This window comes from Phenylobacterium sp., from assembly GCF_044236515.1.
Taxonomy (GTDB): Bacteria; Pseudomonadota; Alphaproteobacteria; order Caulobacterales; family Caulobacteraceae; genus Phenylobacterium.
The window spans coordinates 1-26,192 of sequence record NZ_JBIIGK010000030.1; the positions used below are offsets into that span (position 1 = coordinate 1).

Below are 26,192 nucleotides of genomic sequence, written 5' to 3' on the forward strand. Positions count from 1 at the left end.
GCCACGAGGCCCTGGTCGCCCCGCTCCTGGCCATGCAGCCTCTGGACGACGTACGCATCGACCTCGACGGCGTCGTCGCCCTGGCCTTCACCAGCGCCAACGGCGTCCGCGCCTTCGCCGACAAGAGTCCGGAGCGGACGCTGAAGGTGTTCGCTGTCGGCGCCGCCACGGCCCAAGCGGCCCGCGGCGTCGGCTTCCGCACCGTGCTGTCGGCCGACGGCGACGTCGACGCCCTGGCCGAGGGGATCGGCGCGCGACGCAACGAGCTGCGCGGCGTCGTGCTGCATCCTGGGGCCGCCGAGCCGGCCGGCGACCTCTCTGGGGCCCTGGAGCGGCTCGGCGTCGAGGCTCGCCGCCTCGTCCTCTACGAAACCGCCCCGGTGGCCCTGAGCGATGAGGAGGTCGAGCGCCTGAAGACCGCTGACGTCGCCCTGCTGCATTCGCCGCGCGGCGCCCAGGCCCTGGCCCGGCTGTTGAAGGGCCGGCCGGCCCGGCAGCTGCGGGCGCTCGGCCTCTCAAAGGCGGTGATCAAGCCCCTGGCCCGCACGCCGCTCGCCGCCCGCGCCTATCCGCCGATGCCGCTGGAGGGCGCCCTGCTCAATCTCATCGACCGCCAGCCCTGACTCGATGACCGCCGTTCCGCCTGCGCTCGAACCGCCGAAGGACCCGGCCCGCTACCGCCGGCGTGGCCGCGCCGACGCCTGGCGGCTGGCCGCCGTTGGGGCGCTGTGCGCGGCGCTCGGCGTCGCGGCGACCATCCTCGCGCCGCGGATGCTGGCCGCCCGGCCCGAGCCCGCCGGGGCCGGGCTCTTCCATTCCACCGCCGCCGACGCCCTCGCCCCGACCCCGACCGCCGACGCCGTCGAGCCGGCGCCGGACGCCTCCGGCGACGTCGCCCGCCTCAACGCCCGCGTCGCCGCCCTCGAAGACCAGGAAAAGGCCTGGCGCGCGGCCGCCTCGGCCGCCCTGGCCGCCGCCGCCCTGATCGAGGCGACGCAAGGCTCCGCGCCCTTCGCCGAGGATCTCGCGGCCCTGCGCGAGGTCGCCCCTGACGCGCCGGAGCTCGCCGGGCTGATCCCGCTGTCCCAGACCGGGGCCCCGACCCGCGCCGCCCTGGCCGCCAGCTTCCCCGACTACGCCGCCCGCGCCGCCGCCGCCGCCCGTGCGCCGGGGGAGGGGGCGGCGCTGTCGGCGCGTATCGCCCACGCCGTGTCGCGGATCATCTCCGTCCGTCGGGTCGCCGAGACGACCGGCGACGGTCCCGACGCCCGCCTGGCCCGCGCCGAGCGGCTGATCGCCGACGGCGACCTGCCCGCCGCCCTGCGCACCCTCGACCGCCTGCCGGAGCCGGCCCGCGAGGCGATGGCGCCCTGGCGCGCCGGGGCCGAGCGCCGGGCCGAGATCGACCGCCGCGCCGCCGCCCTGCGGGCCCGGGCCATGCGCGCCCTGCGCCAGGCGCGCGACAGCGCCGAGCCCGCCGCATGATCCGCACCGCCCTCGTCGTCTTTCTGGTCCTGGCCGCCGCCGTCGCCGTCCTCGCCCTGACCGGCGATCCCGGCCGCGCCAGCCTGACTTGGCTCGGCTGGCGCGCCGACACCACGGCTGCGGCGGCTGTCCTGATCGCCGGGCTCGGGGCCCTCGTCGCCGTGCTGATCTGGCGGACCCTGATCTGGATCCTCGAGGCGCCTGAACGCGCCGAACGCGCCCGCGCCGTCGCCCGCCGCCGTCAGGCCGACGAGGTGCTGGCCCGCGGCTTCCTCGCCGCCGCGGCCGGCGACGGCTCGGAGGCCCGCCGGCTGGCCGGCAAGGCCGCCGACCTCGCCCCGGATTCCCCCGCCCTGACCCGCATCCTCGCCGCCCAGGCGGCCGAGGCCGCCGGCGATCCCGCCGCCGCCCGCCTGGCCTACGGCGCCATGCTCGATGCGCCGGAAATGCGCCTCGCGGCCCACAAGGGTCTAATGCAGCTCGCCCTCGCCCAGGGCGACCGCGAGGCGGCCCTTACCCACGCCGAAGCGGCGTTCGGTCTCGCCCGCACCGCCAGATGGGCCTGGCGCGCCCTGCTCGAAGCGCGGTTGGAAGCCGGCGACTGGGACGCCGCCCTGGCTCTGGTCCGCAGCGCCCTCGACCGCAAGGTGGTCAGCCCCCTGGTCGCCGACCGCGCCCGCGCCGCCCTGCTGGCCGCCAAGGCCGCCCGGCTGGAACACGCCGCCGAGCCCAAGGCCCGCGCCCAGGCCCTCGACTGCGCCGTCGAGGCCGCCAAGCTGCAGCCGGGCTTCGCCCCCGGCGTCGTGATGGCCGCCCGCCTGTTGGCCAAGGAAGGCAAGACCGCCCGCGCCGCCGCGACCATCGAAGCCGCCTGGAAGGCCGCCCCGCACCCGGCCCTGTTCCTCGCCTGGCGCGACCTGCGGACCGACGAGACGCCGAAGGCGCGCGCCCAGCGCCTGCTGGACCTCGCCGCGCACAATCCTGCCCACCGCGAAAGCCTGATCCTCAATGTCGAGCAGGCGCTGATCGCCGGCCGCCCGAACACCGGGGGGGTCGACCTCGCCGCCGAAGCCGCCCGGGCCCTCGACGGCCAGCCGGTCACGGCCCGCATCGCCGGCCTGATGGCCCGCGTCGCCTACGCCGGAGGCCGGCCGGACGAGGCCCGCGTCTGGATGGCCCGCGGCATGAGCGCCCCGCCCGAGCCGGACTGGTCCGACCTCGATCCGGAGGGACGCGCCTTCGCCTATCACGCCTCCGATTGGGCCCGGCTGGTGGCGACCTTCGCGGAGACGGGCGAGCTGATCCACCCGCGCCACGAGCGCCGCGAGCGCGGCCTGCCGGAGCTGCCGGAATTGCCGCTGTCCTACGCCGACTCCGCCGCCTTCCTTGGGGCGGACGGACTGCCGCCGGTGCTCTATCCGCTCGACGCCGACCCGCTGCCGGACGACGAGCCGCCGCCGGCCCCGACGCCCCCCAGCCCGCGCGCCGCCCAGCCGCGGAGACGCCTCGCCGGCGCCTCCCGCGCCGGCAAGTCGACCTAACGGCCCAGCGCCTCCGGCTGCATGTGCGGCGCGTGGCGCAGGTAGTTGCCGATCGGCCGCACCAGCAGCACGAAGGCGACGGCCCCGATCAGCCCGGCCGCGCCGATCACGCAGCCCAGCGACAGCGCCACTTCCCGTTCGGCGAAGACGAAGGTGTTCACCGCCCCGACCAGGGCCGGGCCTGCCCCGGCGCCGATGCCGATCTTGACGAACAGCGACAGGGCCGTCGCCCGACCGCGCAACTCGCGCGGGGTGATCAGCTGCAGGAACGTCGGGCCCAGCATGAACATCAGCGGCGTCGTCACCGCCGCCAGGGCGACCAGGGCCACGAACTGGCCCCCGGACTGGGCGAACGGCGCCGTCAGGCCGCAGAACGCCAGCACCGCCTGGGCCGTGGCGCCGACCATCAGCACGTATTCGGGCCGGTTCTTGCGCATGCACCAGGTCAGCGCCGCCCCGCCGATCAGGCTGCCCGCCAGGCCGCACACCAGGCCGACGGTCCCCAGCGCCGCGCCGACCTCGGCCGGGCTCCAGCCGAATTCGCGCTTCAGCACCACCGGGTTCCAGGCGCTCAGCGCATAGCCGCCGAGAACCGGCAGCATGCCGACGAACATGAAGGTCACGTGGGTCCCGGCGTGCTGGCGCATGAAGCCGACCAGGCTGCCGGCCTCCGCCGCCGCCACCTTCTTCGTCCGCGAGGGGTCGCGCCAGAAGAAGGCGACCAGCGCCAGCAGCAGCCCCGGCGCGCCGGCGGTGATCAACACCGCCCGCCAGCCCGACACCGCCCCGAACAGCGGCAGGGTGATCTGCCCGTCGGTCCCGGCCGCCGTCAGCACCGCGCCCGACAGGGCCGCGGCCAGCGCCGTGGCGAACGTCGGGCCCAGCGAATAGAGCGTCGAGGCGACCGGCAGCTGCCGGCGCGGGAAGGCGTCGGCCATGATCGAATAGGAGGCCGGGGTCAGCACCGCCTCCCCGCCGCCCACCCCGATCCGCGCCGCGATCAGGCTGACGAAGCCGCGGGCCGTGCCGCACAGCATCGTCATCACGCTCCAGAACGCGACGGCCCCGGCGATCAGCTTGGTGCGCGAGAACCGGTCGACCGCCCAGCCGAGCGGCAGGCCCACGACGGCATAGGTGATCGAAAAGGCGAAGCCCTGGATCAGCCCGACCTGGAAGTCGCTGAGGCCAAGCTCGAGCTTCATCGGCTCGGCGACGTAGGCCAGGATGAAGCGGTCGATCAGCGACAGGGTGTAGCAGGCGGTCAGGAACAGGGCGAGCAGCCACGCCTGCAGCGGCGCGCCGGCCTCCAGCGCCGGCGCCGAGGCCCGGCTTGCGGTCTGGGTCTCGCTCATCGGCCTACCGGAACGTCAGCAGCCGGGCGGGATTGCCGACCAGCAGGGCGTCGATCTCGGCCTGGTCGAAGCCGCGCCGCAGCATCAGCGGCACGATGTTGGCGAAGATGTGCTGATAGCCGTGGCCGCCGTAATGGCAGAGCCGGTTGCGGGTGCAGATGTCGTGGCTGATGACGATGCGCTCCAGGTGGCCGCGCTCGATCATCCCGCGGATCAGCTTCAGCCGCGCCCCGTCGTTGGGCAGGTCGATGTCCGGGTTGAGATAATAGTTGGTGACCTCAAGCCCGAAGAGGTCGAGTTCGATGACGACGCCGGTGTCCGCCAGGCGCAGGTACTGGTCGAGATCGCTGAAGGTCCGGTCGAGGTGGCTGATGATGAACCGATCGGCCGGCGCTCCGAACTCGCGCACATAGGCGGCCAGTTCGAACGGCTGGTCCGGCGAACGGCCCGGGTGGGCGTTCACCGCCGCGCCGGTCTCGGCCTGGGCCGTCAGCGCGCCCTGCATGACCCGCCGCTCCTGCGGCGTCCACGGCGCCTGGCAGCCGATCTCGCCGATGATCCCGGCCTTCACCTCGGTGCCCCAGGCGCCGACGGTCAGCTGCTCGATCATCTCACGGGCGAAATCGTCGGCGCTGCGGTTGGCGTTCGCCTCGTCCTGATAGGCCTCGACATAGTGGCCGCAGCCCATCACCACGTGGACGCCGGATTTCTGCGACAGCGCCGCCAGCCCGTTCGGGTCAGGACGCAGACCGCCGACCGTCAGCTCGACCAGCGCCCGGCCGCCGGCCGCGTGCATTTCCGAGAGCTCGGCCAGGATGATGTCCGGCTGGTCCAGCCGCCGGTTGCTGGCCAGCGACTTCTGGCCCCAGGTCAGCTTGAAACAGTCGCAGGCCTGGACGGGCTCTTCGTCCTCGACCGCCATGGCCATGCGCATCGGCGGCGGCCGGATGTCGATCAGCAGGTGCTCGTGCATCAGCGTGGGGCCGAGCTCGCCTGGCTCGATCAGGCCCGTGACCGTCTGAATCCGCCACGCTGCGTACTGTCCTGGCTCACCGACGGCTCCGTTCCACCCTGATGTGCGCCGATGGCGCGCGCCCTTTTTTCGAGAGGGCTGCGGTCGGCCTTGCCGGCGACCTTGGCGCACGTAGATCACTCGTTCGGGGTTACTTCAACCGCGAGATGTTTTGCTGCACGAACCATTGCCGGCTTCAGCAAAGCCCCCCGGCGCGCCGGGGGTTCACTTGGTGAGCGCGCGGCGCTTGGCGAGCGGACCGAGAGCCGCTAAATAGGCGCCTCCCAGGCGACGGGCCCTCCCGCCGCCTCCTGGGCCGCCATAGCTCAGCCGGTAGAGCGGCGCATTCGTAATGCGTAGGTCGGGTGTTCGAGTCACCCTGGCGGCACCACCCCTTCCGGCAGGCAAGCGCGACGTTCCCGGCCCGACAAGCCCTCCACGTGGTTGCACGGTGGGTCCCAGCTGGGTGTGCCTTCCGCAAGGAATCGGCCTCTCACCAGTTGCGGACGCATAGTAGCGGATGTCCAGGAGGTCCGCTCGAAGGAGGCGCTTTCGATCAGCCAGCCCCGCAGCGACGTGAGAGCTTGCCCAACGTGCCTGGTGCGGTTCCAATTGGTGCATGAGACTAACAGACCAGCTCATCGGAGTGGCGCGGTGCCCACATTGCGCCGTGGCCAATCCGACCCTCAACCGCGTCTGGAGGTCAGACCAGCCGACCTCACGTGCAGACGGCGGCCCGATGGGCCGCTGGGCAGCTTACGTTTGCACAACCTGTGGCTCAGTGGTGGCTGCCCAGGGTAGCCCGGCCGAGAACAACACCGGCGCGCCAACGGCCATCGCGCTATACCCGTCCCCTCCCGAAGCCCATGAGGACCTTCCTGAAAGACCGCGCCGGTACCTTCAACAGGCGTACGAGACGCTGCATGCACCGGACGCCGCAGCCATGCTGGCGGGGAGCGCTGTAGACGCCATGCTAAAGCATCTCGGGCTACGTGAAGGGTCACTCTACGCTCGCATCGATGAGGCCGTGACCAAGAACATGCTTACCCAGGGGATGGCCAATTGGGCTCATGAAGTGCGGCTCGGGTCGAACCGGCCTCGTCATGCGGACGACGAAGAGCCTCATGTCACGCATGACGAGGCGCGGCAGTCGGTGGAATTCGCGGAGGCGTTGGGACAGTTCTTGTTCGTCCTCACCGCCAAGATCGAGCGAGGGATCCAAGCTGCACAGGAAGCTACGCCCTAACCCGCTGCGAGGCTTCGCGGCCCGTCTCGGGGAGGGGACAACTTCATTTTACGTGTCAGTCAGTTGCTATAGCCCCTGCTAGCGAACGCCCGCCAGACGTTGCTCCGCGGGGGGCCGGACAGGGCATAGAAGTGGAAGTCGTCGTCTTCGCGACGGGGGAATGTGCCCACTTCGACCGCGGCCGCTCGCGCGCCGAACCCGCCGGCGATACGGGTCGGTAGGTCCGGATCCATGACATCCTCTCGCAGCAACACTCCGCGTCTGAGGTGGCCGTATCCACCGCGCGGCTGCGCCTCTTCGACTGCCCTGATGATCGTTGTTGCAAGGTTCTCGTGTCCCCGGCGGGCGCCACGCACCAGCCATGGATGACCCTCCTCGTGCAGGATGCGTCCGCGAAGTCCGCCGGTTCGGAAGACCATCGTCGCGGCCGACAGAGCGAGCAGGAAGTCGAGGGTCTTCGCGAGGTCGGCCAAGGACTGTTGGGCGAGTCGGGCGGGATTGCGGACTTGGCCCTGAGACCGGTCCACTTCGGGCGCCGCGAAGTTGATCAGGTTGTCGGCGTTGAAGCCCCTGACGCGCGCGCGAACCACACCCAAGCCGCTCGCCTCCGTCGCCATGAGATGAGGCAGAAGGAACACGAATGGCCGAAGAGACCGCCGCTCTAGCGCGTTCGTCACTGCACCCAGCGCATCAAAGTCGAAGTCGGTCTCCGGCTCGGCGATTACAAAGGACACGCCGTGCGCGGGCGTGGCCACCTTCATGGCCTGGGCAAGACGCCGGCGCACAAGGTCGGAGTTGTCACCGATAAATGCGCCGGTACGCTGCAGGCGGCGCTCACGGTCTCTCTCGGAGCGCCGGAGGGCTTCGTTCAGGCCGCGGGGGACGTAAACCTCGACGCCGAGCCGCTGGGCGATTAACGCCTCATCGTCCAGCAGGTGTTCGCCCACCAAAACCGCCATCGCCCGCGCCGTGCGGATTGCTCGGCGGAGTTGCTTGCGGGAGACCGTCCGGTTGAACCGCGTGCCCAATACGCGCGCATAGTCGAGCACGGCGTGCGAAAGGTCGAACGCGCTGAGATCTTGGCCCCGCAGATCGACCCCGGAGAGATCGGCGTGACGGAAGTCATATCTCGGATCGAGGCCTGACAGCCGAACTGCGTCGGCGAAGGTGGGGTTGTCGGCGCCGGCCAAAGCGCGGACCTGCGAGGCGAACACCGCTTCGGAGGCGCTCGTCATACAGGCCTCCTCGGCCACAGGCGGAGCGGCTTGTGGGCGGGCCTGACGAACTTCGCGAACATCAGTTCGGCCACCGCCTGCTTAGCGCGAGTATCAACCAGCCGAGACCAGCTGCCACTAGCCTCCCTAAACCGCAGGGCGTGGTCCAGCGGCCCCTTGTACTGGAGCCGCATGGTCACAGAGATCGACTCCAGATCGGCGGATGAGGGCTCGTCCGACTGCAGGACGCCGATCCGATCCATATCCGCGTTGAGGCGGACGAGGTCTTCGCCGCCCGGCGAGCCGAGCCTAAGTTCGAAGTCGTCACCCCGGCGGTGAATCTCAGCCCAGCGGCGGGTGATCACCCGGGTAGCCTCGATTGCACGCCCCACCGTTCGCGCGGCTGAGCGCCCGAACTCGGCGGTCTGCCGGGCACCAGCCTTAACTTGGCCAACGAGGGGCAGCTTAACACCAACTTCGCCGCTCAACTCGCTCTTGGAGGCGGCGGTGGCGCCCTGGGTCGCGTTCTCCTGGTGGCCCTCCTTGACCGTGGTCTCGGTGGCAGTGACGTGGACGAGCTCCTTCAACGCCTCGCCCCAACTCCAACCCTTGGGATCGGCCGGCGAGAACGTGAAGCTCGCCGTACGCAGCGCAATCTCAATGAAGTCTGAGGCCGACGAACGATGCTCGACCGGGTTAAAGCTGAAGGAGCCTGTGAAGCCCTCGTTGCCGCGGGCGGCCTCAAATCGGCAGAGCGATGTGGTCGAGCGAAGCGTGCGTACCAGCCGCAGGATTTCCTGCTCCGACGGAACGGCCGGCTTAGGGCGACCCATCCACCCGGGAATTAGCCTGTTCTTCCTTGACGAGGGGGGCGTGTGCGTCATTGCCCTAAGCATGCCTTGAGTCGCTGCCAGGCGACTGGCATCTCGTCGCGTCGCGACAAATCCGGACGTAGGTCGGCAGTCGGCAGCGCAAGGTTTACTGGCGTGTGGGCGAGGGGTCGGAGGCTAGGAGTGCTACAGCCACAGGAGCAGTGATCGTCCCATCGAGGGTATGGTTGTCGGCTCGAGCTCAGTGTCCGCTCTGGCGCTAGTTGCACGCTAGCTGGCCGAAAGCTGTCGGGGAACGCGGAGCGATCTACGTCAGAACTTGGTGTTGCTTCGCTGATTGAGCCCGGTCCGAAGCTGAGGCTCGTCCCCAAGTAAGCTCGCGGGCGAGACGCCGATAGCCTGAGAGGCCTCCCACAGCGTCAGAAGGGTAACGTTCTGGAGCCCCCGCTCCATACTGCTCACGTGCGCCCGATCGACGCCCATTCGTTCCGCAAGCGACGCCTGAGTCAGCCCGGCGTCGGATCGTAGCCGCCGAAGGTTTCGGCCAAACAGCTGGCGAATATCCATCCAGAGGATGGACACCATCCGTGCATTTTGATGCGACGCATTATAATACTCGCCAGAGGATCGGCAGGGTCTTAGCCGACCAGAGGGCGTCGATTGGTTTCGATTGTAGGCAAAGGATCTTGCAGCAGAGAGCGCGGAGAAATGAGCATCTTATATGATGAGGAAGATAACTTCCTGAGTCGTTAAGCTGTGAACTGGGGGATATTGTGAAAAGATTTCTGCGCATGGCGGTGAATGGTGTTGCCATCATCGCTCAATGGGTTGTGTTCGCCTTCTTTTTGCTATTGGTCTATTTCGCGATTGACCTAGCCATCAAGTACTACAAGGCCGGTGTCGATGTGACGCTAGTCTGGCTCTCCAATTTGGGCCTGGCCGTTGTCGCGGCCCTGTTGGCGCCCCCTGTGTTCCTCCGCCTTCGGAACCGCTTGAGGGTAGCCATCTATCTTTTGGGCCTACCTGCTGTCCTCGCGTTGGGCTCGCTGCAGTCCAGTGCGGATGCTGCCTACAAGCGCACTCCACAGGCGGCCCTTGAGGCGAAAGCAAAAGCTGAGGCTGGTGCACTCCGTGCGAAAGAGGAGGCTAAAGCTGCCGCGGCGAAGCGGGAGCGCGAGCGGAAAAAGGCGGAACAAGCCCGGCTAGAACAGAAGCGTCAGAAGGATGAGGCTGAGGTGAGGGAGCTTGCCCTATACATCGCTACTGCCCAGGAGAAGGTTCAAGGCTGCATCAACTGGCGTGGGCAGGTTCCGGCGCTCGTTCGGGAGGTGAAAAGCTCGCTTCATAACCCTCGCTCCTTTGAGCACGTCCACACCGAGATGAGGCTTAAGGGCGCCACCACGATGACCAGCATTCCCATGATCGTAATGGAATACAGGGCGGAGAACGGCTTTGGCGCGCTCCGAACCAGCGCGGTCACGGCCCTTATCGCGCCGGACGACTGCTCCGTTCGCTCGGTGAAGGAATATGAGTTCAGCGACTTCGTCGGAGACTAGCTGCTGAATCGCCCCTCACCTGATCCCGTGGCCATCCTGAGATGAAGCACCTTTGGAAGCATCGACTTAAACACCTTCACTAGCGCCCTCGCCGGCGCGCGAACACCGACCCAACCCGAGCCCTCGCGACCACCGTCGCGGGGGCTTTTTCTTTGTCCAGAAAGGAGCCTAGCGATGATCTCGATCTCAACTCGGGAGTCGATCACTGCCGTCCTGACCAACCACCAACTCGACGCTGAGCTGCGCGCTCTGATCGGCCTCCGCGCCTGGCAGCTCGATGTCGAGCGCGAACGTCCGCTCGATGACACCATCCGGTTTGTGATCGTCCAACCGGGCGACAAGCCTGAGGTCATCAATGCGGTCGTGGGCTTCCCCATCACCTACGATCAAGCAGAGCAGCCGGGCTTCGAGTGGATGGAAGATCACGGCGCCTGGTTCGAACTCGCCTACGTCCTTACCGACGATTTCGGCATGATCGTCTTCGTGGCGGATCACCCTGACACCAACTCCGTCCTGCGCTTTAACTGCCTGATGGTGGCGGACCGGCAGATGCCGCTAGAGAACAAAACAGAAACTTAGAACCCCGATGCCGCGCGCTGAGCGGCTCTCCAACCAACCCGGCCCGAGCTCTCGCGACACCGTCGTGGGGGCTTTTTTCTTGCCAGAAAGGAGCCCAAACGTGCTCTCGCTGCCCAACCGCGCCGCTGTCCAAGCGGCCCTGGAGAACTCCGACCTAGACCCAGACCTGCGCACGCTGATCGGCCGTCGTGCACGCCAACTCGATGCCGAGCGGAAGCGTCCCTTTGGCGACGACATCAGGTTCGTCGTCGTCGAAGGGGGCGACACCCCTGAGGTGATCAATGATGAGCTCGGCTTCGCCATCACGGGGGAAGAAGCCGAGGAGCCGAGCTACCAGTCGATTGAGGATCACGGCTTCTGGTTCGAGATCGCCTACGTGCGCAACGGCGATGTTCGCACCTTCATCTTCGTGGAGAACGGCCCAGCGACCGAGCTGGGGATCCACTACCTGTGCCTCTCGCACTTCGCCTCTGAGGAAGACCGGAGGCACCGGTGAAAAAGGCGCTGATATTGATCCTGGCTGGCGTCCTCCTCCTCGCGATCCTCAAGGTGGCGTTGACCGGTCTCCTGGTCGCGCTCGGCCTTGCGCTACTCGTCTGTCTCGTCACCCGACTGCCTCAGACAATTGCAGCCTTGGGTGTCGCGGCAGTGTTCGGAGCCGCGAGCCTGTGGCCCACAGCCTTCTTCGTCACTCTCGGCGTGGTCGGGATAGTGGTGTTGCTCGCGGGGGCTTGGCTGAGGTCGAGGCGCCGACCGCTCCTGATCGGAACATGGGGCAAGCGGCGCAGTCAGCTGTATCTGACGGACGGCGGCGGCGACCGCTGAGGTTGGAACGAGCCGAGGACCCTATATCCGGGGCTCCTCGGCTTCGTACCTACAGAGCGATGGTTGTGCGATTCGCCTTTGCTCCATGATCGTCAGGGGGGCTGAAGGCGGAAGGTCGCCGCCGCATCAACGTCCCCGAAGCAGTCGCAACCTCAACCATTGCACCGGCATGTTGACCGTCCCGATCCGGTCTGCCACATCTCGGCCCGACATCTGGACAGTCCCTGTCCTGGTCGCCGAACGATGTTCGGAAAATCGCGAGGGAAGTTCGCCTCCCTGGCATGGAACAGCCGGTATTCCGAGCCGGTCACGTTCCCCGCGCCTTGCCGCAAGTGATGGCACCTCACTCGGACAACAGAGCCGTCGGGCTCGTTGTGGAGGAGGGCGCATGCCCAACACGAATCTACCTAGTAGTCCGCGGAAACCCGTTCCGCCTCCCAAGCGCCCCCCCGGCGCAGCCGTACCGCCTGAGGAGCAGCGGCCGGCCTCTGTCCCACCGCCCCCTACACTCGCTGTCACCGAGCGGGCCCAGGAATGGGCAGCCTGGGCTTCCAAGAGCCGCCTGGAGGCCGCGCTTGGCTGGCTTCAATTCGGCCTGCAGGTCATCCCCAGACCGCCGGGGATGAAGAAGGCCGCCGTTCCTTGGGACCCTTGGCTTGATCGCCTCAGTGAGGAGGCGGTGCGGGAGCATTGGGGGCGGCGCCCAGCCGATGACGTTGGGTCCATCATCGGCGAGCGTCAGCTGGTCCTCGATACGGATTCTCCAGAGGCGACAGCAGCGCTGAAGGAGCTTGAGCGGCGGCATTGCGCGCCGCCCTTGTTGATCGTCGAGACCCAGCGTGGCGAGCACCACTACTTCACCTTGGGCGAAGGCGTCTTCATCAGGTCGGACTCGCACGACGGAAAGCGACATCCGGAGCGCATCGACGTGAAGGCTTGCCGCAGCATGGTCAACTTGCCGCCTAGCGGCGTCAGGAAGGTGAAGCGCTGCAACATTTCGAATGCGAGTGGGCTTACCGAAGTCGATCAGGGCTTCGTCGACGCCGTCTTCGCCCACAACGGACGATCACCGCCTCGGCCGGGGGCTGAGCGAGAGGCGCCGGAAGTGTACGCCGGCGGTGCTCACCTCGCAAAGGTGCAGGCCCTGCTCCATCACATCAGCCCGAACTGCGGCTACGACGACTGGCTCCGGATCCTGATGGCCATCTACCACGAGACCCAGGGCAGCAACGCTGGTCTGGACTTGGCGGACGGCTGGAGTGCGCGGGGACACGACTACCCGGGTCGGCGCGATCTGGAGCGCAAGTGGAGGTCCTTCTCCGGCGATGTAGCGGAGCCTGTGACGATCGGCACGCTGATCAAAATGGCCAAGGACAGCGGCGGCGACGTGGCGCAGATCATGGACGACGCCTTCGCGACGGTTGAAACCGAAACCATTGATCCTGAGGGTCAGGGCGAGGGAATGCCGGACGAGGAGAGTACGCCCCTCGACAGGTACTCATTGCAAGGGCGCTCGGAGCTGCTGCTCACCGCCTTGGTCGCCAACGTTTACGTGCTGGGTGCACTGGCGTTGCTCGGACAGGCGACGTTCTTTTTCGCCGCCCCCGGTACCGGGAAGACGCTCATTACTCTCTTCCTGCTGCTCAAGAGTCTCAGGCTCGGAAGGATATCGGGCAGGAAAACGTACTACTTCAACATGGACGACAACCCGAGAAATCTAATTGCAAAACAAGAACTCGCAGACGAGTACGGGTTCCACCTGATTGTGGAGGGGTATCTCGGCTTTAAAGTTGGCCTACTGCTGGAGCTACTTGACCGCATGGCTCAGGACGGCTCCGCCAAAAACACGATCATTATCTTGGATACCGTAGAAGTTTGTGAACGTTATGGACAAGCGAGACTGCAGCTTGTTCATGGCCACCGTCCGTCGGTTCGTCATGAAAGGGGGCACCGTCATTGGCCTCGCTCACACGAACAAGAAACCAGACGAGAACGGGCAGTCGATCTACGCTGGGGTAACCGACATAAGAGACGACGCCGACTGCGCTTACGTTATCGATCAAGACGAAGAGCGCGCCGACACCAACGAGTGCGTGGTGACCTTCAGGAACATTAAGCCACGCGGCAACAACGCCCTGAGCGCCACATACGCTTACACGCTCGACCGGAGTCTCTCGTACGCCGACATCCTCCTGTCGGTCCGGGAGGTTGAGGCCGATCGCGTGCCAAAACCGAGGGCGGGCGTCGAGGCGACTTCACAGGCGTCGATCATCGAAGTGATCAAGTCTTGTATCACCGAGGGCATCTGCACCAAGACGAAACTCGCCCACGAGCTTATGGCACGAACGCGGATCAGCCGGGTGCGGGCCTTCGAGATGATCGATCGGCACAACGGGGACGACCCGCTCAAGCATCTGTGGTGCTGGACCAACGGCCCGCGTGGGGCGCAGGTCTACAGGCTGCATGAGGGTTCAACCGCCAGTCCTCCGGCTAGCGACGGGTAGGGTCCGCCCAGGGCCGGCGCTCCGCAGGCCAGCAGTTCACCGCGCCGCCCCCCAGGGGGAGCTCGGAACGGTGCGCTGATCGCGTGGGCGCGGACCGTCTCCGGCACCGGGTTTGGCCAGCAGTCCACCACACCGCCCCTTAGGGAAACCGACGGAACGGTGCGCTGGGCGAGGTCGAGCCGGCTCCGGCGTCGCCGCCCCTGCCAGTCGGCACCCCAACGCTGCCCCGCCGGCGATCGGTGACGGCCCTCGCCGGGCCGCCCGGTACCCACCCCATCCATCCCCCCTCCCGGGCGTCTCGGGATGCCAGCCGGTCTGCGTGCTGCCCTCCCGCGCCCTCGCCAATCCTGAAAGGAGACATCATGCCTAAAGCCAAACTCGACCACGCGTTCGCATCCACCGCTCAGTGCGAGCCGGGCCGCAAGAAGACCGACTACTACGACGCGACGATCACCGGCTTCGTACTGGAATGCCGCTGCACCGGCGGTAAAACCTACTACCTCCGCTACGAGGACCAAGCCGGACGCCAGAAGCAGCACAAGATCGGCCGCTATCAGGACATCAAGTTTTCCGACGCGAGAAAGGCGGCGGAGAAGCTTCGGTCCGAGATTGTGCTGGGCGGCGACCCGGGCGCGGAGAAGGCGCTCGCCAAGTCCGTGCCGCTCTACCGCGATCTGGCGCAGATGCACCTTGACCACGACAAGCTGCACCTGCGGTCGTTCAAGACCAACGCCATGTACATCCGCCGGCACATACTCCCGAAATGGGGCAAGGTGCGGCTATCGGACATCGACAGCCGCGCTGTCGCCCAGTGGCTCGCCGAAAAGCGCGCCGAAGGCCTGGCCCCGGCTACGGTCGAAAAGATCAGGGTCATCTTCGGCCGATCGTTCGAGCTGGGCTCTCGTTGGGACGTGCCAGGCTCCGACAAGAACCCGACGCGTGGCGTTCCCCGAAAGCCTCTGAACAACGCTCGGGAACGCTTCCTGACAGCGGATGAAGCCGCCCGGCTAAAGAAGGCCGTGGCGGCGTCCCAGAACCCGCAGCTGCAGCACATCGTGGGACTGCTGCTCCTGACGGGCGCTCGGGTGCGCGAGCTTCTCGACGCCCGATGGGAGCACGTCGATGTCGAACGGCGCGTCTGGCTCATCCCCATGAGTAAGACCGGCAAGTCGCGACACGTGCCGCTGTCGACGGCTGCCGTGGCGATCGTGGAAAAGCTGCCGCGGTTCGAGGACTGCCCCTGGTTGGTGCCGAACCCCAAGACGCGCAAACCCTTCGTGTCCATCAAGCACGGGTGGCAGCACGCGATTAAGGTGGCCAGGCTGCCCGGCCTGCGGATCCACGATCTGCGGCACTCAGCGGCCTCGTTCATGGTCAACAACGGCGTCGACCTGTTCGCTGTCGGAAAGGTGCTGGGTCACGCCAGCTATCAGTCCACGCAGCGATACTCGCACCTTGCGAACGACACCCTGCTGGCGGCGGTCGAGGCTGGCGCGGCGAAGCAGAAGGTCGCCTGACACCACTGAACCCTCACCTCGTGCTGGCATCAAACCGGCACGAAGGTGAGGGTCCTCTCTCTATTTTTTTTGGTGTCACTGGTCGGGCAGATCGCGCGAACCCCGCTCAGGGTCCATGCCCAAGGCTCTACGCAACCGTTCGGCCTCGGGCGCCGGGTCAAGCTCGCCGACCAGCTCCTCAAACGCCTCATCTTCGTTGCTGTCGGGCTGAAGCCGCTCGACCATGGTGCCCTGCATCCGAAAGGCGACATTCCAAAGGTCGCCTACGGGTGGTGAGCGGACCTAGCTCTCGATCCTCACGACCCCGAACGCCGGTCATGAGCGCCGGCGCTCCCCGAGGTTACACATGTTATTGCCGTCGGATCCTGCATGCTCTATGGGTGATCTCATCCACCGGCCGGACGACTACGTTCGGCACGGTGCTGTTCGTGCTCCGGCTTCAGGCCCGGACTAGCAGCTTTGCTCCCTTCCCCTTCGCGACGCCCATCTATGGAGCAGCCGCGCTCCGCTGTCGTTGCTGCGGCGCGCGATATGAGCGGCCTATGAACGAGCTGCCAGTGCTACTCGTGGAGGACGAGGTTCTCGTACAAGACCTGATCCGGGAAGCCCTGGAGGAGGCGGGCTATAGGGTCATCAGCGTCGAAGATGCCAGGGCCGCGGTCTCCATTATCGAGCAGGAGAGCGGCCTCGCGGGGATGGTGACCGACATCAACCTCGGAGCTGGACCCCAGGGGTGGGAGATTGCCCGAGCCGCTAGGGAGAAGCACCCAAACCTGCCCATCGTGTACGTGAGTGGCGACAGCATGCATGACTGGAGCTCTCATGGCGTACCGCACAGCGTCATGGTGCCGAAGCCGTTCGCTAATGCTCAGATCGTGGTGGCCCTGGCTGAGATGCAGGACCGCCCCCTTAGCGGCGTCTGAGTGATGTGCGCAGCACCGATCGAGGTGCGCGCGCTGGAATCTGGCGTGCAGGAGAGTAGGCGGGACGCGGAACCGGGTCTGGCTCCCGCCGCTTCCTGTCCGCGGAGAACAGCATGACCCAAGGACGCGAGTTCAACACCCAGGGCGGCCTGCCCCTCGCCGAGAGCAGCGACGACAAGGCCGAGGTGGCGCACGGCAGCCGCCGAGAGGAAATGCACTTCGAGCCCGACGCCGGCCATATCGCCACGGCGCGGTTCACTGAGCGGCCTGCCGGCCCTCTGCCGCCGCAGATGCAAAGCGCCGCGCAGGAGCGCGGCGAGGGCGAGTCGGATCCGGGCGTGGAAGACGTACGGGTCGTGCGCGGTGACGCCTCGGTATGGGACGCGCGGTCGGCGGACGACGACGACACGTTGTAGGGCGTGGCGGTAGCAGACGTTCTCAGTGTCAGCAGAGGGTGGAAAGGGGGCCTTGTCTGCCCTAGTCGAGCAGAATGGTCCGCGCGCCCGTCCTTCGCCGCCTGAGCCTTGTAATCAGCACTCCGGCGCACCATCTGTTGGTAGCGCCGTCGGTCCTGTGCCGAAAAGCCAAGCGGTCGATCATCTCCGACGCGGCGCGATTTCGAGACATTCATGTCCGTTCTATTTGTGCCGTCCGCGTCCTGCGGCCTGGCTGCGCTGCTGCTCCCTAGTCTGTTCTCGCTGATTGGTGGATGGCGGTCGCTATGACGGCGACGGCTACGGACCTCGTCCGGGAGAACGCCTACCTGCGCCAGCGGAACGCGCAGCTGCAAGGGGACGTCGCGGCGTTGCAGGCGGAGGTCGAGCGCTTCCGTCAGATCGTCGAACGCCTGCATGGCCGCACCGCTGCCCGGCCTCCGAACCCTCTCAGCGGAGGACAGTAGTCATGCTCGCAAGCGACATCCGAGGCGCCGACTACCGGGCGAAGGCGCAGCAAGCGCTCGCCCACGCCGACGCCAGCACTTTGCTCGAGGTGCGGCGCAGACACCAAGCGGCCGCATCGGCCTGGTTCGAGCTCGCCACCTTCGAGGATCGGCGCAGCGCCCATGCGCGCGAGAGGATGGCCAACGCGCCCGTTCGCGCCGTGCCGGCGGTCGGCCTTCAACCTGCGGAGCCCTTCCCATGCCAGAGCTAGGCTTGCCTGCCGGCGCTAGCGTCCGTCTTACGATTACCGGGCGCGCCGACCGCGACCTGCATCGCTGGAACGTGTCCGTGCTGCCGGCGGCTGGCGGCCCGGCCCGGCTGACCTTTGGGTCGTGGATCGGCGGGCGCGACCTGCACCAGCGGATCGACATACCGGCGCAGGATGTGGATTGCCGCCTGGAGATCCAGTCGCGCCATCACAACGCGCAGGGCTGGGCGGATGACCGCGCCTCGCCCGAAGAGGACACGCCGGATCGGCTTCTGATCGGATTCTGCAACCCGTCGACCCGGGGTGCTCGCCCGGACGACGTGCTGCTCAGCTTTGCTTTCGATACGCGGGACCGGCAGCTGGCCAAGGAGGACGCCGATGGCCAAGGGGAAGAAGAGAACGAACCGGAAGTGCGCAAGCCCAAGCAACCGAAGGCGAGACCGCCGGCGGCCAGCCGATCGTACCTTGAGCCTGCACTACGAGTCGCGGCCAAGCCTTCTGCCCGACCCAAGGCCTGAGGCTCCCGGTGGTCAAGCAGGACGCCTAGGCGGGGAAGCTGGGAAGATCCTCTGCGCAGGTTCTCCCCATCGTTGGCAGCTACGTCCCGGCGGCTACATCGATCTTGGGGTGGCTGTGCGAACGGTCACGCAGAGAACTGGAGTCCCGACATGTTGACGGCAAGTGAGACGGCCGCGCTGCGCAATCTCGCGGAGAAGAAGGCTGGGACGCTCACCGCCTTCGTGAACATCGCGGACGCGCGCCGTTTGACCGAGCTCGGCCTGGCGCAGCGAAGTCAACAGGGATGGGACATCACGCCGGAAGGAGCCGCGTACCTAGCCTCGCTTGGTCCTGAAGAAGGTCACACCGGCTTGAGGCTAGCGACGCTGCCAAAACCCCAGGTGAGCATCACCGAAAACACGGCCGACGAAGAGATGAGCAAGGACCCCGCCGCGGATGCCGACGATTGATGTCTTGCGGCTAAGCTTTCGCTGAACCCACCATGCCCTCAGTGGGCGCATTCAGGCGCTGCCAAGGTCTAACGTGCTGGTCGGCACGCCACCGGCCTCAACCTTGACTCCCAGGAAGTGCATCACGCTGTCGCGATAGCCAATGTCCTCGACCGGTGTCATGCGGTCCCGTGCGAGCAGGCTCGCGTCCCGCAACGTGAGGCGCAGCGTCATCTGGTCCAGGGAGGCTCCATTGGCGAGCGCATTCCCGATCGCTGCGCGGAAGCGGTTATCCGGTGACTGCGCGGACGCCTTCTGCGGCTGACGTTCACGCATCTCTATTCTCCCCACCGGCTCGTTTCGCCGAACACCCGCACCTCGCAGGCTCGGCCTTTGTCAAACAGGTCTCGCGCCCGACGAAGCGCCGCGGCCCTGGCGACCTCCTTATCAGTCGAGTGCCCGAACGACTCTCCGCCGTCGGTGGCGGACCAAATCCCGCCCTGCCTTCCAACGCTGATGATTTCACGTGTAAGTGTTTCTCGCATTTGTCACTCTTACCATGCGGAGGTCATCAGGGCCGTGGGGTTTATTTGAAAATATATGTGGACGGTGGTCGCAGAGCGTGCCATGATCATTGCTATCAAATACTCGCGCTGGTTCGCCTATCTTCCGAGCAAGAGCTCTGCTCAGTGCCCGGAAAAACATCCGACCCTCTTCGAAAATTTGATCTCCTCGCTCATTCCGAGCGTGAGAACTCATGTCCGAAAGGGACAAGCTTATGCAAACCGGTACTGTGAAGTGGTTCAACGGCCAAAAGGGCTTTGGCTTCATCCAGCCTGAGAATGGCGGCGCGGACGTGTTCGTGCACATCTCCGCCGTCGAACGCGCGGGGATGACGTCGCTGCAGGAGGGTCAAAAGCTCGGGTTCGAGCTGGAGCGCGACAGCCGCAGCGGCAAGACCTCGGCGGGTCAGCTTCAAGCGGCCTAGCGCGGTGGGCCGTGACGCTGAGCGCCACGGCCACCCTAATGGCCCAGCAATTCGACCTGAGGCGAGACGCAGCTGGTTGGACGGTGTTCGACCGCTGGACCGGTGAAACGGTGGTCCGCCGGCCGCGCGTCAGGGAGGCCTCACGGGCGGAGGCGTCGGACGCACTTCGGCGGCTGCAGTCGCGGAGCGGCGAGGGCGATCGGAGCATCCTGCAATGAGTCCGGACCAGCAGCATCGCTGCACCGTACAGCTGAAGGCCAACGGCGCACCCTACCTCGCCTTCGAGCCGAGCGATGGCGCCGTCTCGTCCTACAGCAACTCCCTGTTTACGCTCGACCTCCGCCCAGGTGTCGACCCCGCCGAGGCCGAGCGCTTGGCCGAACACATCAACCGTGTCGTATGGGGCGTTTCGACGACGGTCTTCTGAAGAACGCTCAGGGCACGCCCAGCTCGCCGTGGCGCGGGAGCACAGACTGCCAAGCTCAGTAGCATATGTCCGAGCGGTACGGGCCCCACAACACCACGGAGCTAAATGTCTTTCACCAAAGTCATCCGGCCGCGCCCTCGCGCGGCCCTCGGGATCGTTGGAAACCGACCTGCGGCGTCCCCGCTAAAGGGCGCCACAACTCGTCCGATCCTTCACCTCAAGCCAGCCGCCGGCGCGTAGGGACGCCCCCGTGCGCTTAGCCATTGCTCTGCCCGGCGCGTGATCGGCCGAGCCGACCGCGGGAGAACCTAATGAAGAACCAGTACAACGTCGGCTACGCCGATCGGCTGAAGAGCGCTGCGGACGCCCGGCGATCACTCCTCGACAGGTTGCAGCCGAGGCCGACCCAAACGGATCCGCTTCACCACGAGCGAGAGGGGATGCGCAAAGCACGTCTCGCCGGAGTGCGCGCCGAACGCGCCACGGTCAGAGCCGCGAAAAGGCAGGCAGCGGCGGATGCTGTGGCCGAACAGCTACTAGCCCAGGCCACGGCAGAGGCTCAGGCGCTGGCCTTGAAGCGAGGCGCCCGCAAGGAGCGCAAGGCGCTAACTGCGGCGGAAGCAAAGGCCAAGCGCGATGCAAAGTACGCGGCGCGCAAGGCGCGGGGCTGAGGGAAGGGACAGGCGCGCCAGCCGACCTACCACAGCGGCCCATAGACCGGACGGCTGCAGAGCGCCAGGTGACGACGCTGCTCGCGCGAGCGATGAGATGAAGAAGCGGCCCGCGGCGGCAGTGATGGACCCGAGTAGGAATCCGCTCCTCGAGGAGCGAACCTCCGGAACGTCCCCTCAGGGTCGAAAGCGGGCGTTGGGTTCGTGTCCCAGAGCAGACGTTCGCATGCTGCAGGTGCAGGAACGCCGGCGGTGGATGCTTGGGCCCCGCAGGTATGGCGCAGGTCGAATGTCTCACCGTTCCCACGCGAGAGCGCGTTAGCTAGGAAACGCCGGAAATGATCGCTACGGCGCATCTGGGAAGACGCTGGGTTGTGGCGACGTCCAAGCCTCCGTTTTAACCTAAGCCGATGCGGCTAAACAGTTTTTGCCGCCGCCCTGACTAAATTTCGTAATGCGTAGGTCGGGTGTTCGAGTCACCCTGGCGGCACCACCCTTCTCGCAGCTTGTTTCGGTGCGATAAGCGTAGCGATCGCCTCGCCGCTTAGCCGCTGGGTCTAAGCTGGGTGTGCCGCGGTTGACCTGCGAGCACCTGTTCCAGGCCAGCGCCGCCCGTAAGCGCCACTTACAGATCGATTTAGGTGACGCGGAGGCTGCGGTCTCCTACTGCCCGTCCATTGTGGGGGACTGGCGGGCTCTCGAAAAGATCATGTGGCGGCGAAGCATTCGGACCGGACGAGATACGAGGATCGGCGCCGGCGCCGTAATTTCGCCCACGCACCACTCGGACGTTGCGCAGCTGTCCGATTACCTCATCGGCAATTGCTCACCGGGGAGTGCACTGCTGATCTCACGTCATGCGGTGCAGTGCGAGCGATGCCGTGACCTCGTGGAACCGGTCGAATTGGTTCGTGGCGACGTCATCGAGGGGCGCACGCCCGGCGAGTGGCTACGCCTGGCTACCGGCGGAGAGATCCTCATCCTGCCCGAACATTCTGGGCTAGGCGAACTCGCGGCCGAAATTCGCCTGGCTCCGGCTGCCCGCCTTCCGCTTGGCGCTCTGCTCCCTCTCGACGAGCTACTGGTGCTCGAAGGCAGCCTGCGGCTGGCGGATCGCACCGCCATTGCGGGCGATTTCTTGTCTATGCTGAGCGGCGAGCAGGGTGATTTTGTCGCGCACCACGAGACCGGCTGCTCCTTGATCGTCACCGCCTCCGATCCGGACTTCGACGGAGAAGCGTAGCTGGCGAGGGTCAACCGAGGGGTCCCCGGGTAAAAGGAGAAGCTTGGCCATTAGCGGCGGCGTTTGAGAAGGAAGCGGCGCCTGCAACGGGGTGGATTCTCGACCACCCAGTGGCCTAAGTCGATTGCGAGTGCTCCACGGTGTAGGCGACGAGCTTGCGGTCCCCAATCCCCAGGCTCGGCCAAGCAGAGCGCCACTCTGCAATGTGTTGCGTCTTGAAATGACGATCCAGGGCGGCCTGGTCTTTCCACCGTTCCGCCACGCGGATCAGGCCGGGTTCCAGTACGTCCTCGGCGTAGGAATATTCCTCGCATCCGTCCTCGGCGCGACTGGCCGATACCATCCGGCTCATCACGGGGCGAGCGGCGTCTAGGTTCTCCGGGGGCAGTCGGATGGAGCCAACGATCAGGATCATGGCCTGAAGATACGCGGAGGATTTCCGGCGGCAATCTGTGGGAAAGGGCACACCGGCGGCAATCCGCTGAGCGGCGGCTCCAACAGCCGCGCTTCTTGGCATCCGGTCTGGCGCATCGCGGATGTCGCGCTCCGGCGCCTCCGCGGCTCGGGCCTAGGCGGCGCAGGTGGTCAGGTTGACCGGTTCGGTGTCGGCGCGGGTCCAGGCTCCGCCGGTCTTGGTGAACTCGACGAACGAGGAGCCGGGCTTGAGGTCGCCTTCGGCCTGGCCCTGGGCGTTGAAGGTCATGGCCGAGACCAGGCGGGCGGTGACGCCCTTGGCCGCATCGTCCGCCGTCAGCTCGCGCTCGCCCTTGCAGGCGACCTGGAAGTCCTGGCAGGTCGCGCCGGCGCACAGCTTGTGGGTCTGACGGATGTCGTTGCGCCAGGTCTCGATCTGTCCGTCGAGACCGGCGTACTTGTCGCCGCCGGCGGCGGACGAGGCGGCGCCGTCCTGGGCGCCGCACGCGGCGAGGCTGAGGCAGGCAAGGCTGAGGGAGGCGAGGGCGGCGAGGAGCGCGGTACGAAGGGTCATGAGGCTCTAGTGTGCAGGTTGGGGAGGAGGTTCCCCCTACACGGCCATTCAGGGCGATGTCGTGACAGCCGCTCCCACAGAACCTTGGGCCACAGAACCTGACCGGCCGGATTTCACCCGCCGATCGCGAACGGGTCGTTGTGCGGGTCGCTGTTCCAGACGTACTCGGCGTAGTCGGCCATCTCCTCGGCGGCGGCGCGGCCGTCCAGCCGCTCCACCAGGCTCAGCGCCATGTCGGTTCCGGCCGAGACGCCGGACGAGGTGATGTACTTGCCGTCCTCGACCCACCGGGCGCGGCCCTGCCACCGGACGGCGTCCGACTGGGTGATGACCCAGGGATAGGAGCGCTTGTTGGTCGTCGCCTTGCGTCCGTCGAGCAGGCCGGCCCTGGCCAGCAGCGCCGCCCCGGTGCAGACCGACATCGTCCACTCGGACTGCCGATCCTGGCGGCGCAGGAAATCCAGCATGACCGGATTGCCGACCTGGGTCCGGACGCCGACGCCGCCCGGGACCATCAGAATGTCCAGCCGGGGGGCGGTCGCGAAGGCGTAGCGGGCCACCGTCTCCACACCCTGCGACGACACGACGGGCCCGCCATGCTCGGACACCGTGACCAGCTCGTACTCGCGAAGCCGGCCCCACATCTCGACCGGCCCGAAGACGTCCAGCGTCTCGAAGCGGGGGAAGAGGACGATGCCCAGCTTCTTGGGTTTTGGGGGTTCGGCGCGGGGGGCCGGAGGGGTCTGGGCCGCGGCGGGCGCCGCCGCGCCGGCAGCCAGCAGCAGCGCCCCGCGCCGCGAGAGGGTGGGGCCGGTCGTGGTTTTGCGCATGAGGGAGCCTCCCATCCCCGAGCCTAGGCCCGGCTTCGCGCGAAAGGGAGGTGAAATCCCCGCCGCGGCGGGGCCGATCCGTCACCACCGCCCGAGCGCGTTCGACGAACGTCGCTCAACGGACTGGCGGGACGCCGGAAGGGCTGGCAAGGTCGCCTCAAACGATCCTCGGGAGGGACGACATGAGCTTCACACGACGTGGCTATCTGTTCGGGTCCATCGCGCTGACGGCCGTGGCGGCCAGCGCCTGCGACAAGCTGGGCGGCGGCGAGGCGGCCGACCTGGTGCTGCACAACGGCAAGGTTCTTTCCGTCGATCCCAACTTCACCGTCCATTCGGCCATTGCCGTGAAGGACGGCAAGGTGCTGGCCGTCGGCGGCGAGGATCTGGCCAAGACCTACAAGGCGGCGCGGACCGTCGACCTCAAGGGCCGGACCCTGATGCCCGGCTTCAACGACACCCACGTCCACCTGCGCCCGCCGTCGCCGCGCGACATCGACATGAAGGGCGTGACGTCCATCGAGGACCTGAAGGCCCGCATCAAGGCCAAGGCCGAACAGCTCGGCCCCGGCGAGTGGGTCACCGGCCGGGCCTGGGACGAGGCCCTGCTGGCCGAGAAGCGCAATCCGACCAAGGTCGACCTCGACGCCGCGGCGCCGAACAATCCGGTCGCCCTGGTCCGGGCCGGCGGCCACTCCATCGTCGGCAACACCCTGGCGCTGAAGGCCGCGAACATCACCCGCCAGACGCCCGACCCGCACGGCGCCCTGATCGAGAAGGGCCCCGACGGGGAGCCGAACGGCATCATCCGCGAGAACAACTCGCTCTATGGCGACCAGATTCCCGACGACACCTGGGACGCGCTGCGCGCCGGCTTCGTCCAGACCCTGAAGGACCAGCTCGTCCTCGGCATCACCAGCGTCTACGAGGCCTCCGGCACGATCGACGACGAGCCGGTCGGCAAGGGCGGCGTCGACAAGCCTGGCCCGAACCTGACCTGGAAACGCGCTCAGGACGTCTACCGCGAGCATGGCGCCGACCTGCCGCGCATGGCCATGTACATCAGCTACCCGGGCGCCGAACGGCTCAAGGCCTTCCCGTTCAAGAGCGGCCACGGCGACGATCGGGTGCGCATCGGCGCCATCGGCGAGACCGCCGTCGACGGCGGCTTCACCGGCCCGACGGCCTGGACCCTCGCCGACTACAAGGGCCAGCCCGGCTTCCGCGGCAAGGGCCGGTTCACCGACGCCGAGCTGCAGGAGATCGTCGACACCTGCGGCTCGCTCGGCTGGCAGATGGGCCTGCACGCCATCGGCGACGCGGCCATCGTCCAGACCGTCAACGCCTACTCGAACACCCTGCGCAAGATGCCGACCGCGGCCAAGGGCGGCGACCACCGCTGGTTCCTCGACCACTTCACGATCATGCCGCCCGACGCGACCATGCAGAAGATGGCGCAGGACAAGATCGCAATCTCGCAGCAGCCGAACTTCCTCTACAACCTCGAGGGCCGCTACGAGGCGACGCTCGACGACTGGCGGCTGGCGCACAACAACTCGATCGCCACGCCGGCCAAGAAGTTCGGCATCTTCACCGCCTTCAGCTCCGACAATCTGCCGATCGGCCCGCTGGTCGGCCTTTATGCGGCGGTCACTCGCAAGGGCCCGTCCGGCCGCGTCCATGGCGCCGAGGAGGCCGTGACCATCCAGGAGGCGATCCGGATGTACACCGCCAATGGCGCCTGGCTGACCTGGGAAGAGAAGACCAAGGGCACGCTGGAGGTCGGCAAGCTCGCCGACATGATCGTCCTCGACACCGACCCGATCGCCGGCCCGCCGGAGAAGCTGCTGACCACCAAGGTCGACATGACGATCGTCGGCGGCAAGGTTGTATACGAGCGCGCGGCCTGAGCCTTGCGGAGCGCGGCCGCCGGGTATACCGGCGGTCGACCGGGGGAGATCCATGTCGACGACGTGTTCGAACTGCGCCTCGCATTGCCGCGAGATGGCCGAAGCGACCTATGATCTGGCGTCCAGGGCCGAGCTGCCCGAGATCATCGGCGACCTGCTGAACGTCGCCGGAAAGCTTCTTGCCTGCGCCGACCCGGCAGAGGCCGAAAAGACGCTCGCGGCCGAATAGCCGCGAGCGCCTCGGTCAGGCTTAGTTGGCCAGGCCGCCGAACAGCTTCGTGATGCTGCCGAGCTGGGCGCCCGCCGCGTCACGGCCGCGCAGGGTGGTGCCGCCGAAGGTGAAGCGCACGCCGACGCGGAAGGTGTCCGACTCCAGGTCGAAGTCGTTGAAGTCGGTGCGCTGGTAGCCGGCGAAGGCCGACAGCGGCGAGTTCGCGAACTGGTATTCGGCTTCG

At 67.0% G+C, this 26,192-nt stretch carries 33 protein-coding genes, 1 tRNA gene and 1 pseudogene; 24 read left to right on the forward strand and 11 right to left on the reverse strand.

What is annotated here, in order from left to right:
• The 3 genes from ACILRF_RS05150 to ACILRF_RS05160 all read left to right on the forward strand — a co-directional run.
• The coding region (locus tag ACILRF_RS05150) for a uroporphyrinogen-III synthase (RefSeq protein ID WP_395671202.1) at positions 1-623 on the forward strand (623 nt) is incomplete at its 5' end.
• A 4-nt stretch (positions 624-627) separates the two neighbouring features.
• Positions 628-1,485 (forward strand): COG4223 family protein, encoded by an 858-nt coding sequence (locus ACILRF_RS05155; protein WP_395671203.1) that lies wholly within the window; start codon positions 628-630, stop codon positions 1,483-1,485.
• Positions 1,482-3,026 carry a heme biosynthesis HemY N-terminal domain-containing protein gene (locus ACILRF_RS05160; protein WP_395671204.1) on the forward strand — a complete coding sequence of 515 codons (1,545 nt, stop codon included), beginning with the start codon at positions 1,482-1,484 and terminating at the stop codon, positions 3,024-3,026. The genes ACILRF_RS05155 and ACILRF_RS05160 overlap by 4 nt, the downstream gene beginning before the upstream one ends.
• Here ACILRF_RS05160 and ACILRF_RS05165 read toward each other — a convergent pair.
• Positions 3,023-4,378 carry an MFS transporter gene (locus ACILRF_RS05165; RefSeq protein ID WP_395671205.1) on the reverse strand — a complete coding sequence of 452 codons (1,356 nt, stop codon included), beginning with the start codon at positions 4,376-4,378 and terminating at the stop codon, positions 3,023-3,025. The genes ACILRF_RS05160 and ACILRF_RS05165 overlap by 4 nt on opposite strands.
• Positions 4,379-4,382: 4 nt before the next feature.
• A complete protein-coding gene (locus tag ACILRF_RS05170; RefSeq protein WP_395671206.1) occupies positions 4,383-5,531 on the reverse strand; it encodes a phosphotriesterase in 1,149 nt (382 codons plus the stop codon).
• A 174-nt stretch (positions 5,532-5,705) separates the two neighbouring features.
• On the opposite strand from ACILRF_RS05170, the gene ACILRF_RS05175 reads away from it, so the two are divergent.
• Both ACILRF_RS05175 and ACILRF_RS05180 read left to right on the forward strand, forming a co-directional pair.
• Positions 5,706-5,781, forward strand: a tRNA-Thr gene (locus ACILRF_RS05175).
• Between the two features lie 393 nt (positions 5,782-6,174).
• Complete coding sequence (locus ACILRF_RS05180; protein WP_395671207.1) at positions 6,175-6,636, forward strand: DUF4145 domain-containing protein; 462 nt, start codon at positions 6,175-6,177, stop codon at positions 6,634-6,636.
• Positions 6,637-6,695: 59 nt separating this feature from the next.
• On the opposite strand, the gene ACILRF_RS05185 is transcribed toward ACILRF_RS05180, so the two are convergent.
• The 3 genes from ACILRF_RS05185 to ACILRF_RS05195 all read right to left on the reverse strand — a co-directional run bounded on the left by ACILRF_RS05185 (position 6,696) and on the right by ACILRF_RS05195 (position 9,265).
• Positions 6,696-7,871 (reverse strand): pentapeptide repeat-containing protein, encoded by a 1,176-nt coding sequence (locus ACILRF_RS05185; RefSeq protein ID WP_395671208.1) that lies wholly within the window; start codon positions 7,869-7,871, stop codon positions 6,696-6,698.
• Positions 7,868-8,683 (reverse strand): hypothetical protein, encoded by an 816-nt coding sequence (locus ACILRF_RS05190; protein WP_395671209.1) that lies wholly within the window; start codon positions 8,681-8,683, stop codon positions 7,868-7,870. The genes ACILRF_RS05185 and ACILRF_RS05190 overlap by 4 nt, the downstream gene beginning before the upstream one ends.
• A gap of 309 nt (positions 8,684-8,992) precedes the next feature.
• Positions 8,993-9,265 (reverse strand): helix-turn-helix domain-containing protein, encoded by a 273-nt coding sequence (locus tag ACILRF_RS05195; protein WP_395671210.1) that lies wholly within the window; start codon positions 9,263-9,265, stop codon positions 8,993-8,995.
• 206 nt (positions 9,266-9,471) lie between these two features.
• On the opposite strand from ACILRF_RS05195, the gene ACILRF_RS05200 reads away from it, so the two are divergent.
• The 7 genes from ACILRF_RS05200 to ACILRF_RS05230 all read left to right on the forward strand — a co-directional run bounded on the left by ACILRF_RS05200 (position 9,472) and on the right by ACILRF_RS05230 (position 15,661).
• Positions 9,472-10,236 carry a hypothetical protein gene (locus ACILRF_RS05200; RefSeq protein WP_395671211.1) on the forward strand — a complete coding sequence of 255 codons (765 nt, stop codon included), beginning with the start codon at positions 9,472-9,474 and terminating at the stop codon, positions 10,234-10,236.
• Between the two features lie 174 nt (positions 10,237-10,410).
• Entirely contained in the window at positions 10,411-10,815 is a 405-nt protein-coding gene (locus ACILRF_RS05205; protein WP_395671212.1) for a hypothetical protein, read from the forward strand.
• A 100-nt stretch (positions 10,816-10,915) separates the two neighbouring features.
• Positions 10,916-11,311 (forward strand): hypothetical protein, encoded by a 396-nt coding sequence (locus tag ACILRF_RS05210; RefSeq protein WP_395671213.1) that lies wholly within the window; start codon positions 10,916-10,918, stop codon positions 11,309-11,311.
• Entirely contained in the window at positions 11,308-11,640 is a 333-nt protein-coding gene (locus ACILRF_RS05215; protein ID WP_395671214.1) for a hypothetical protein, read from the forward strand. Before ACILRF_RS05210 ends, ACILRF_RS05215 begins: the two co-directional genes overlap by 4 nt.
• A 388-nt stretch (positions 11,641-12,028) precedes the next feature.
• Positions 12,029-13,756 carry a PriCT-2 domain-containing protein gene (locus ACILRF_RS05220; protein ID WP_395671215.1) on the forward strand — a complete coding sequence of 576 codons (1,728 nt, stop codon included), beginning with the start codon at positions 12,029-12,031 and terminating at the stop codon, positions 13,754-13,756.
• Positions 13,737-14,144: a hypothetical protein gene (locus ACILRF_RS05225; protein ID WP_395671216.1), complete on the forward strand. Its 408-nt coding sequence runs from the start codon at positions 13,737-13,739 to the stop codon at positions 14,142-14,144. The genes ACILRF_RS05220 and ACILRF_RS05225 overlap by 20 nt, the downstream gene beginning before the upstream one ends.
• A gap of 362 nt (positions 14,145-14,506) precedes the next feature.
• Complete coding sequence (locus ACILRF_RS05230) at positions 14,507-15,661, forward strand: tyrosine-type recombinase/integrase (protein ID WP_395671217.1); 1,155 nt, start codon at positions 14,507-14,509, stop codon at positions 15,659-15,661.
• 75 nt (positions 15,662-15,736) lie between these two features.
• Here the strand turns inward: ACILRF_RS05230 and ACILRF_RS05235 are convergent, their stop codons facing one another.
• Positions 15,737-15,898, reverse strand: coding sequence for a hypothetical protein (locus ACILRF_RS05235; RefSeq protein WP_395671218.1), 162 nt, complete (start codon positions 15,896-15,898; stop codon positions 15,737-15,739).
• Positions 15,899-16,203: 305 nt separating this feature from the next.
• Between ACILRF_RS05235 and ACILRF_RS05240 the strand changes: the two genes are divergently transcribed.
• The 6 genes from ACILRF_RS05240 to ACILRF_RS05265 all read left to right on the forward strand — a co-directional run bounded on the left by ACILRF_RS05240 (position 16,204) and on the right by ACILRF_RS05265 (position 18,701).
• Positions 16,204-16,584: a response regulator gene (locus tag ACILRF_RS05240; RefSeq protein ID WP_395671219.1), complete on the forward strand. Its 381-nt coding sequence runs from the start codon at positions 16,204-16,206 to the stop codon at positions 16,582-16,584.
• A gap of 113 nt (positions 16,585-16,697) precedes the next feature.
• Entirely contained in the window at positions 16,698-17,000 is a 303-nt protein-coding gene (locus ACILRF_RS05245; protein WP_395671220.1) for a hypothetical protein, read from the forward strand.
• 293 nt (positions 17,001-17,293) lie between these two features.
• On the forward strand, positions 17,294-17,485 hold the full coding sequence (locus tag ACILRF_RS05250) for a hypothetical protein (RefSeq protein ID WP_395671221.1): 192 nt from the start codon (positions 17,294-17,296) through the stop codon (positions 17,483-17,485).
• A gap of 2 nt (positions 17,486-17,487) precedes the next feature.
• The gene (locus tag ACILRF_RS05255; RefSeq protein ID WP_395671222.1) at positions 17,488-17,736 is read left to right on the forward strand and encodes a hypothetical protein; all 249 of its coding nucleotides are present in this window, start codon (positions 17,488-17,490) and stop codon (positions 17,734-17,736) included.
• Positions 17,724-18,251, forward strand: a complete 528-nt coding sequence (locus ACILRF_RS05260) for a hypothetical protein (protein ID WP_395671223.1) — start codon at positions 17,724-17,726, stop codon at positions 18,249-18,251. Before ACILRF_RS05255 ends, ACILRF_RS05260 begins: the two co-directional genes overlap by 13 nt.
• Before the next feature lie 150 nt (positions 18,252-18,401).
• The gene (locus ACILRF_RS05265; RefSeq protein ID WP_395671224.1) at positions 18,402-18,701 is read left to right on the forward strand and encodes a hypothetical protein; all 300 of its coding nucleotides are present in this window, start codon (positions 18,402-18,404) and stop codon (positions 18,699-18,701) included.
• Positions 18,702-18,752: 51 nt separating this feature from the next.
• Here the strand turns inward: ACILRF_RS05265 and ACILRF_RS05270 are convergent, their stop codons facing one another.
• Positions 18,753-19,016, reverse strand: coding sequence for a hypothetical protein (locus ACILRF_RS05270; RefSeq protein WP_395671225.1), 264 nt, complete (start codon positions 19,014-19,016; stop codon positions 18,753-18,755).
• Positions 19,017-19,458: 442 nt separating this feature from the next.
• Here ACILRF_RS05270 and ACILRF_RS05275 point away from each other — a divergent pair, with 442 nt between their 5' ends.
• The 4 genes from ACILRF_RS05275 (at position 19,459) to ACILRF_RS05290 (ending at position 22,009) form a co-directional block, all read left to right on the forward strand.
• A complete protein-coding gene (locus ACILRF_RS05275) occupies positions 19,459-19,668 on the forward strand; it encodes a cold-shock protein (RefSeq protein ID WP_395671226.1) in 210 nt (69 codons plus the stop codon).
• Between the two features lie 214 nt (positions 19,669-19,882).
• On the forward strand, positions 19,883-20,095 hold the full coding sequence (locus ACILRF_RS05280; protein ID WP_395671227.1) for a hypothetical protein: 213 nt from the start codon (positions 19,883-19,885) through the stop codon (positions 20,093-20,095).
• Between the two features lie 311 nt (positions 20,096-20,406).
• Entirely contained in the window at positions 20,407-20,766 is a 360-nt protein-coding gene (locus tag ACILRF_RS05285) for a DUF6481 family protein (protein ID WP_395671228.1), read from the forward strand.
• 577 nt (positions 20,767-21,343) lie between these two features.
• The gene (locus tag ACILRF_RS05290; protein WP_395671229.1) at positions 21,344-22,009 is read left to right on the forward strand and encodes a hypothetical protein; all 666 of its coding nucleotides are present in this window, start codon (positions 21,344-21,346) and stop codon (positions 22,007-22,009) included.
• Positions 22,010-22,124: 115 nt separating this feature from the next.
• Here the strand turns inward: ACILRF_RS05290 and ACILRF_RS05295 are convergent, their stop codons facing one another.
• From ACILRF_RS05295 to ACILRF_RS05305, 3 genes are all read right to left on the reverse strand, one after another.
• The gene (locus ACILRF_RS05295) at positions 22,125-22,424 is read right to left on the reverse strand and encodes a putative quinol monooxygenase (protein ID WP_395671230.1); all 300 of its coding nucleotides are present in this window, start codon (positions 22,422-22,424) and stop codon (positions 22,125-22,127) included.
• Between the two features lie 153 nt (positions 22,425-22,577).
• Positions 22,578-22,997, reverse strand: coding sequence for a hypothetical protein (locus tag ACILRF_RS05300; RefSeq protein WP_395671231.1), 420 nt, complete (start codon positions 22,995-22,997; stop codon positions 22,578-22,580).
• Positions 22,998-23,110: 113 nt separating this feature from the next.
• Positions 23,111-23,827, reverse strand: a complete 717-nt coding sequence (locus ACILRF_RS05305) for a DJ-1/PfpI family protein (protein ID WP_395671232.1) — start codon at positions 23,825-23,827, stop codon at positions 23,111-23,113.
• A 182-nt stretch (positions 23,828-24,009) separates the two neighbouring features.
• On the opposite strand from ACILRF_RS05305, the gene ACILRF_RS05310 reads away from it, so the two are divergent.
• A complete protein-coding gene (locus tag ACILRF_RS05310) occupies positions 24,010-25,737 on the forward strand; it encodes an amidohydrolase (RefSeq protein WP_395671233.1) in 1,728 nt (575 codons plus the stop codon).
• A 94-nt stretch (positions 25,738-25,831) separates the two neighbouring features.
• The gene (locus tag ACILRF_RS05315) at positions 25,832-25,966 is read left to right on the forward strand and encodes a hypothetical protein (RefSeq protein ID WP_395671234.1); all 135 of its coding nucleotides are present in this window, start codon (positions 25,832-25,834) and stop codon (positions 25,964-25,966) included.
• Between the two features lie 21 nt (positions 25,967-25,987).
• Here ACILRF_RS05315 and ACILRF_RS05320 read toward each other — a convergent pair.
• Positions 25,988-26,192, reverse strand: a pseudogene (locus tag ACILRF_RS05320) (hypothetical protein); the annotation flags it as partial.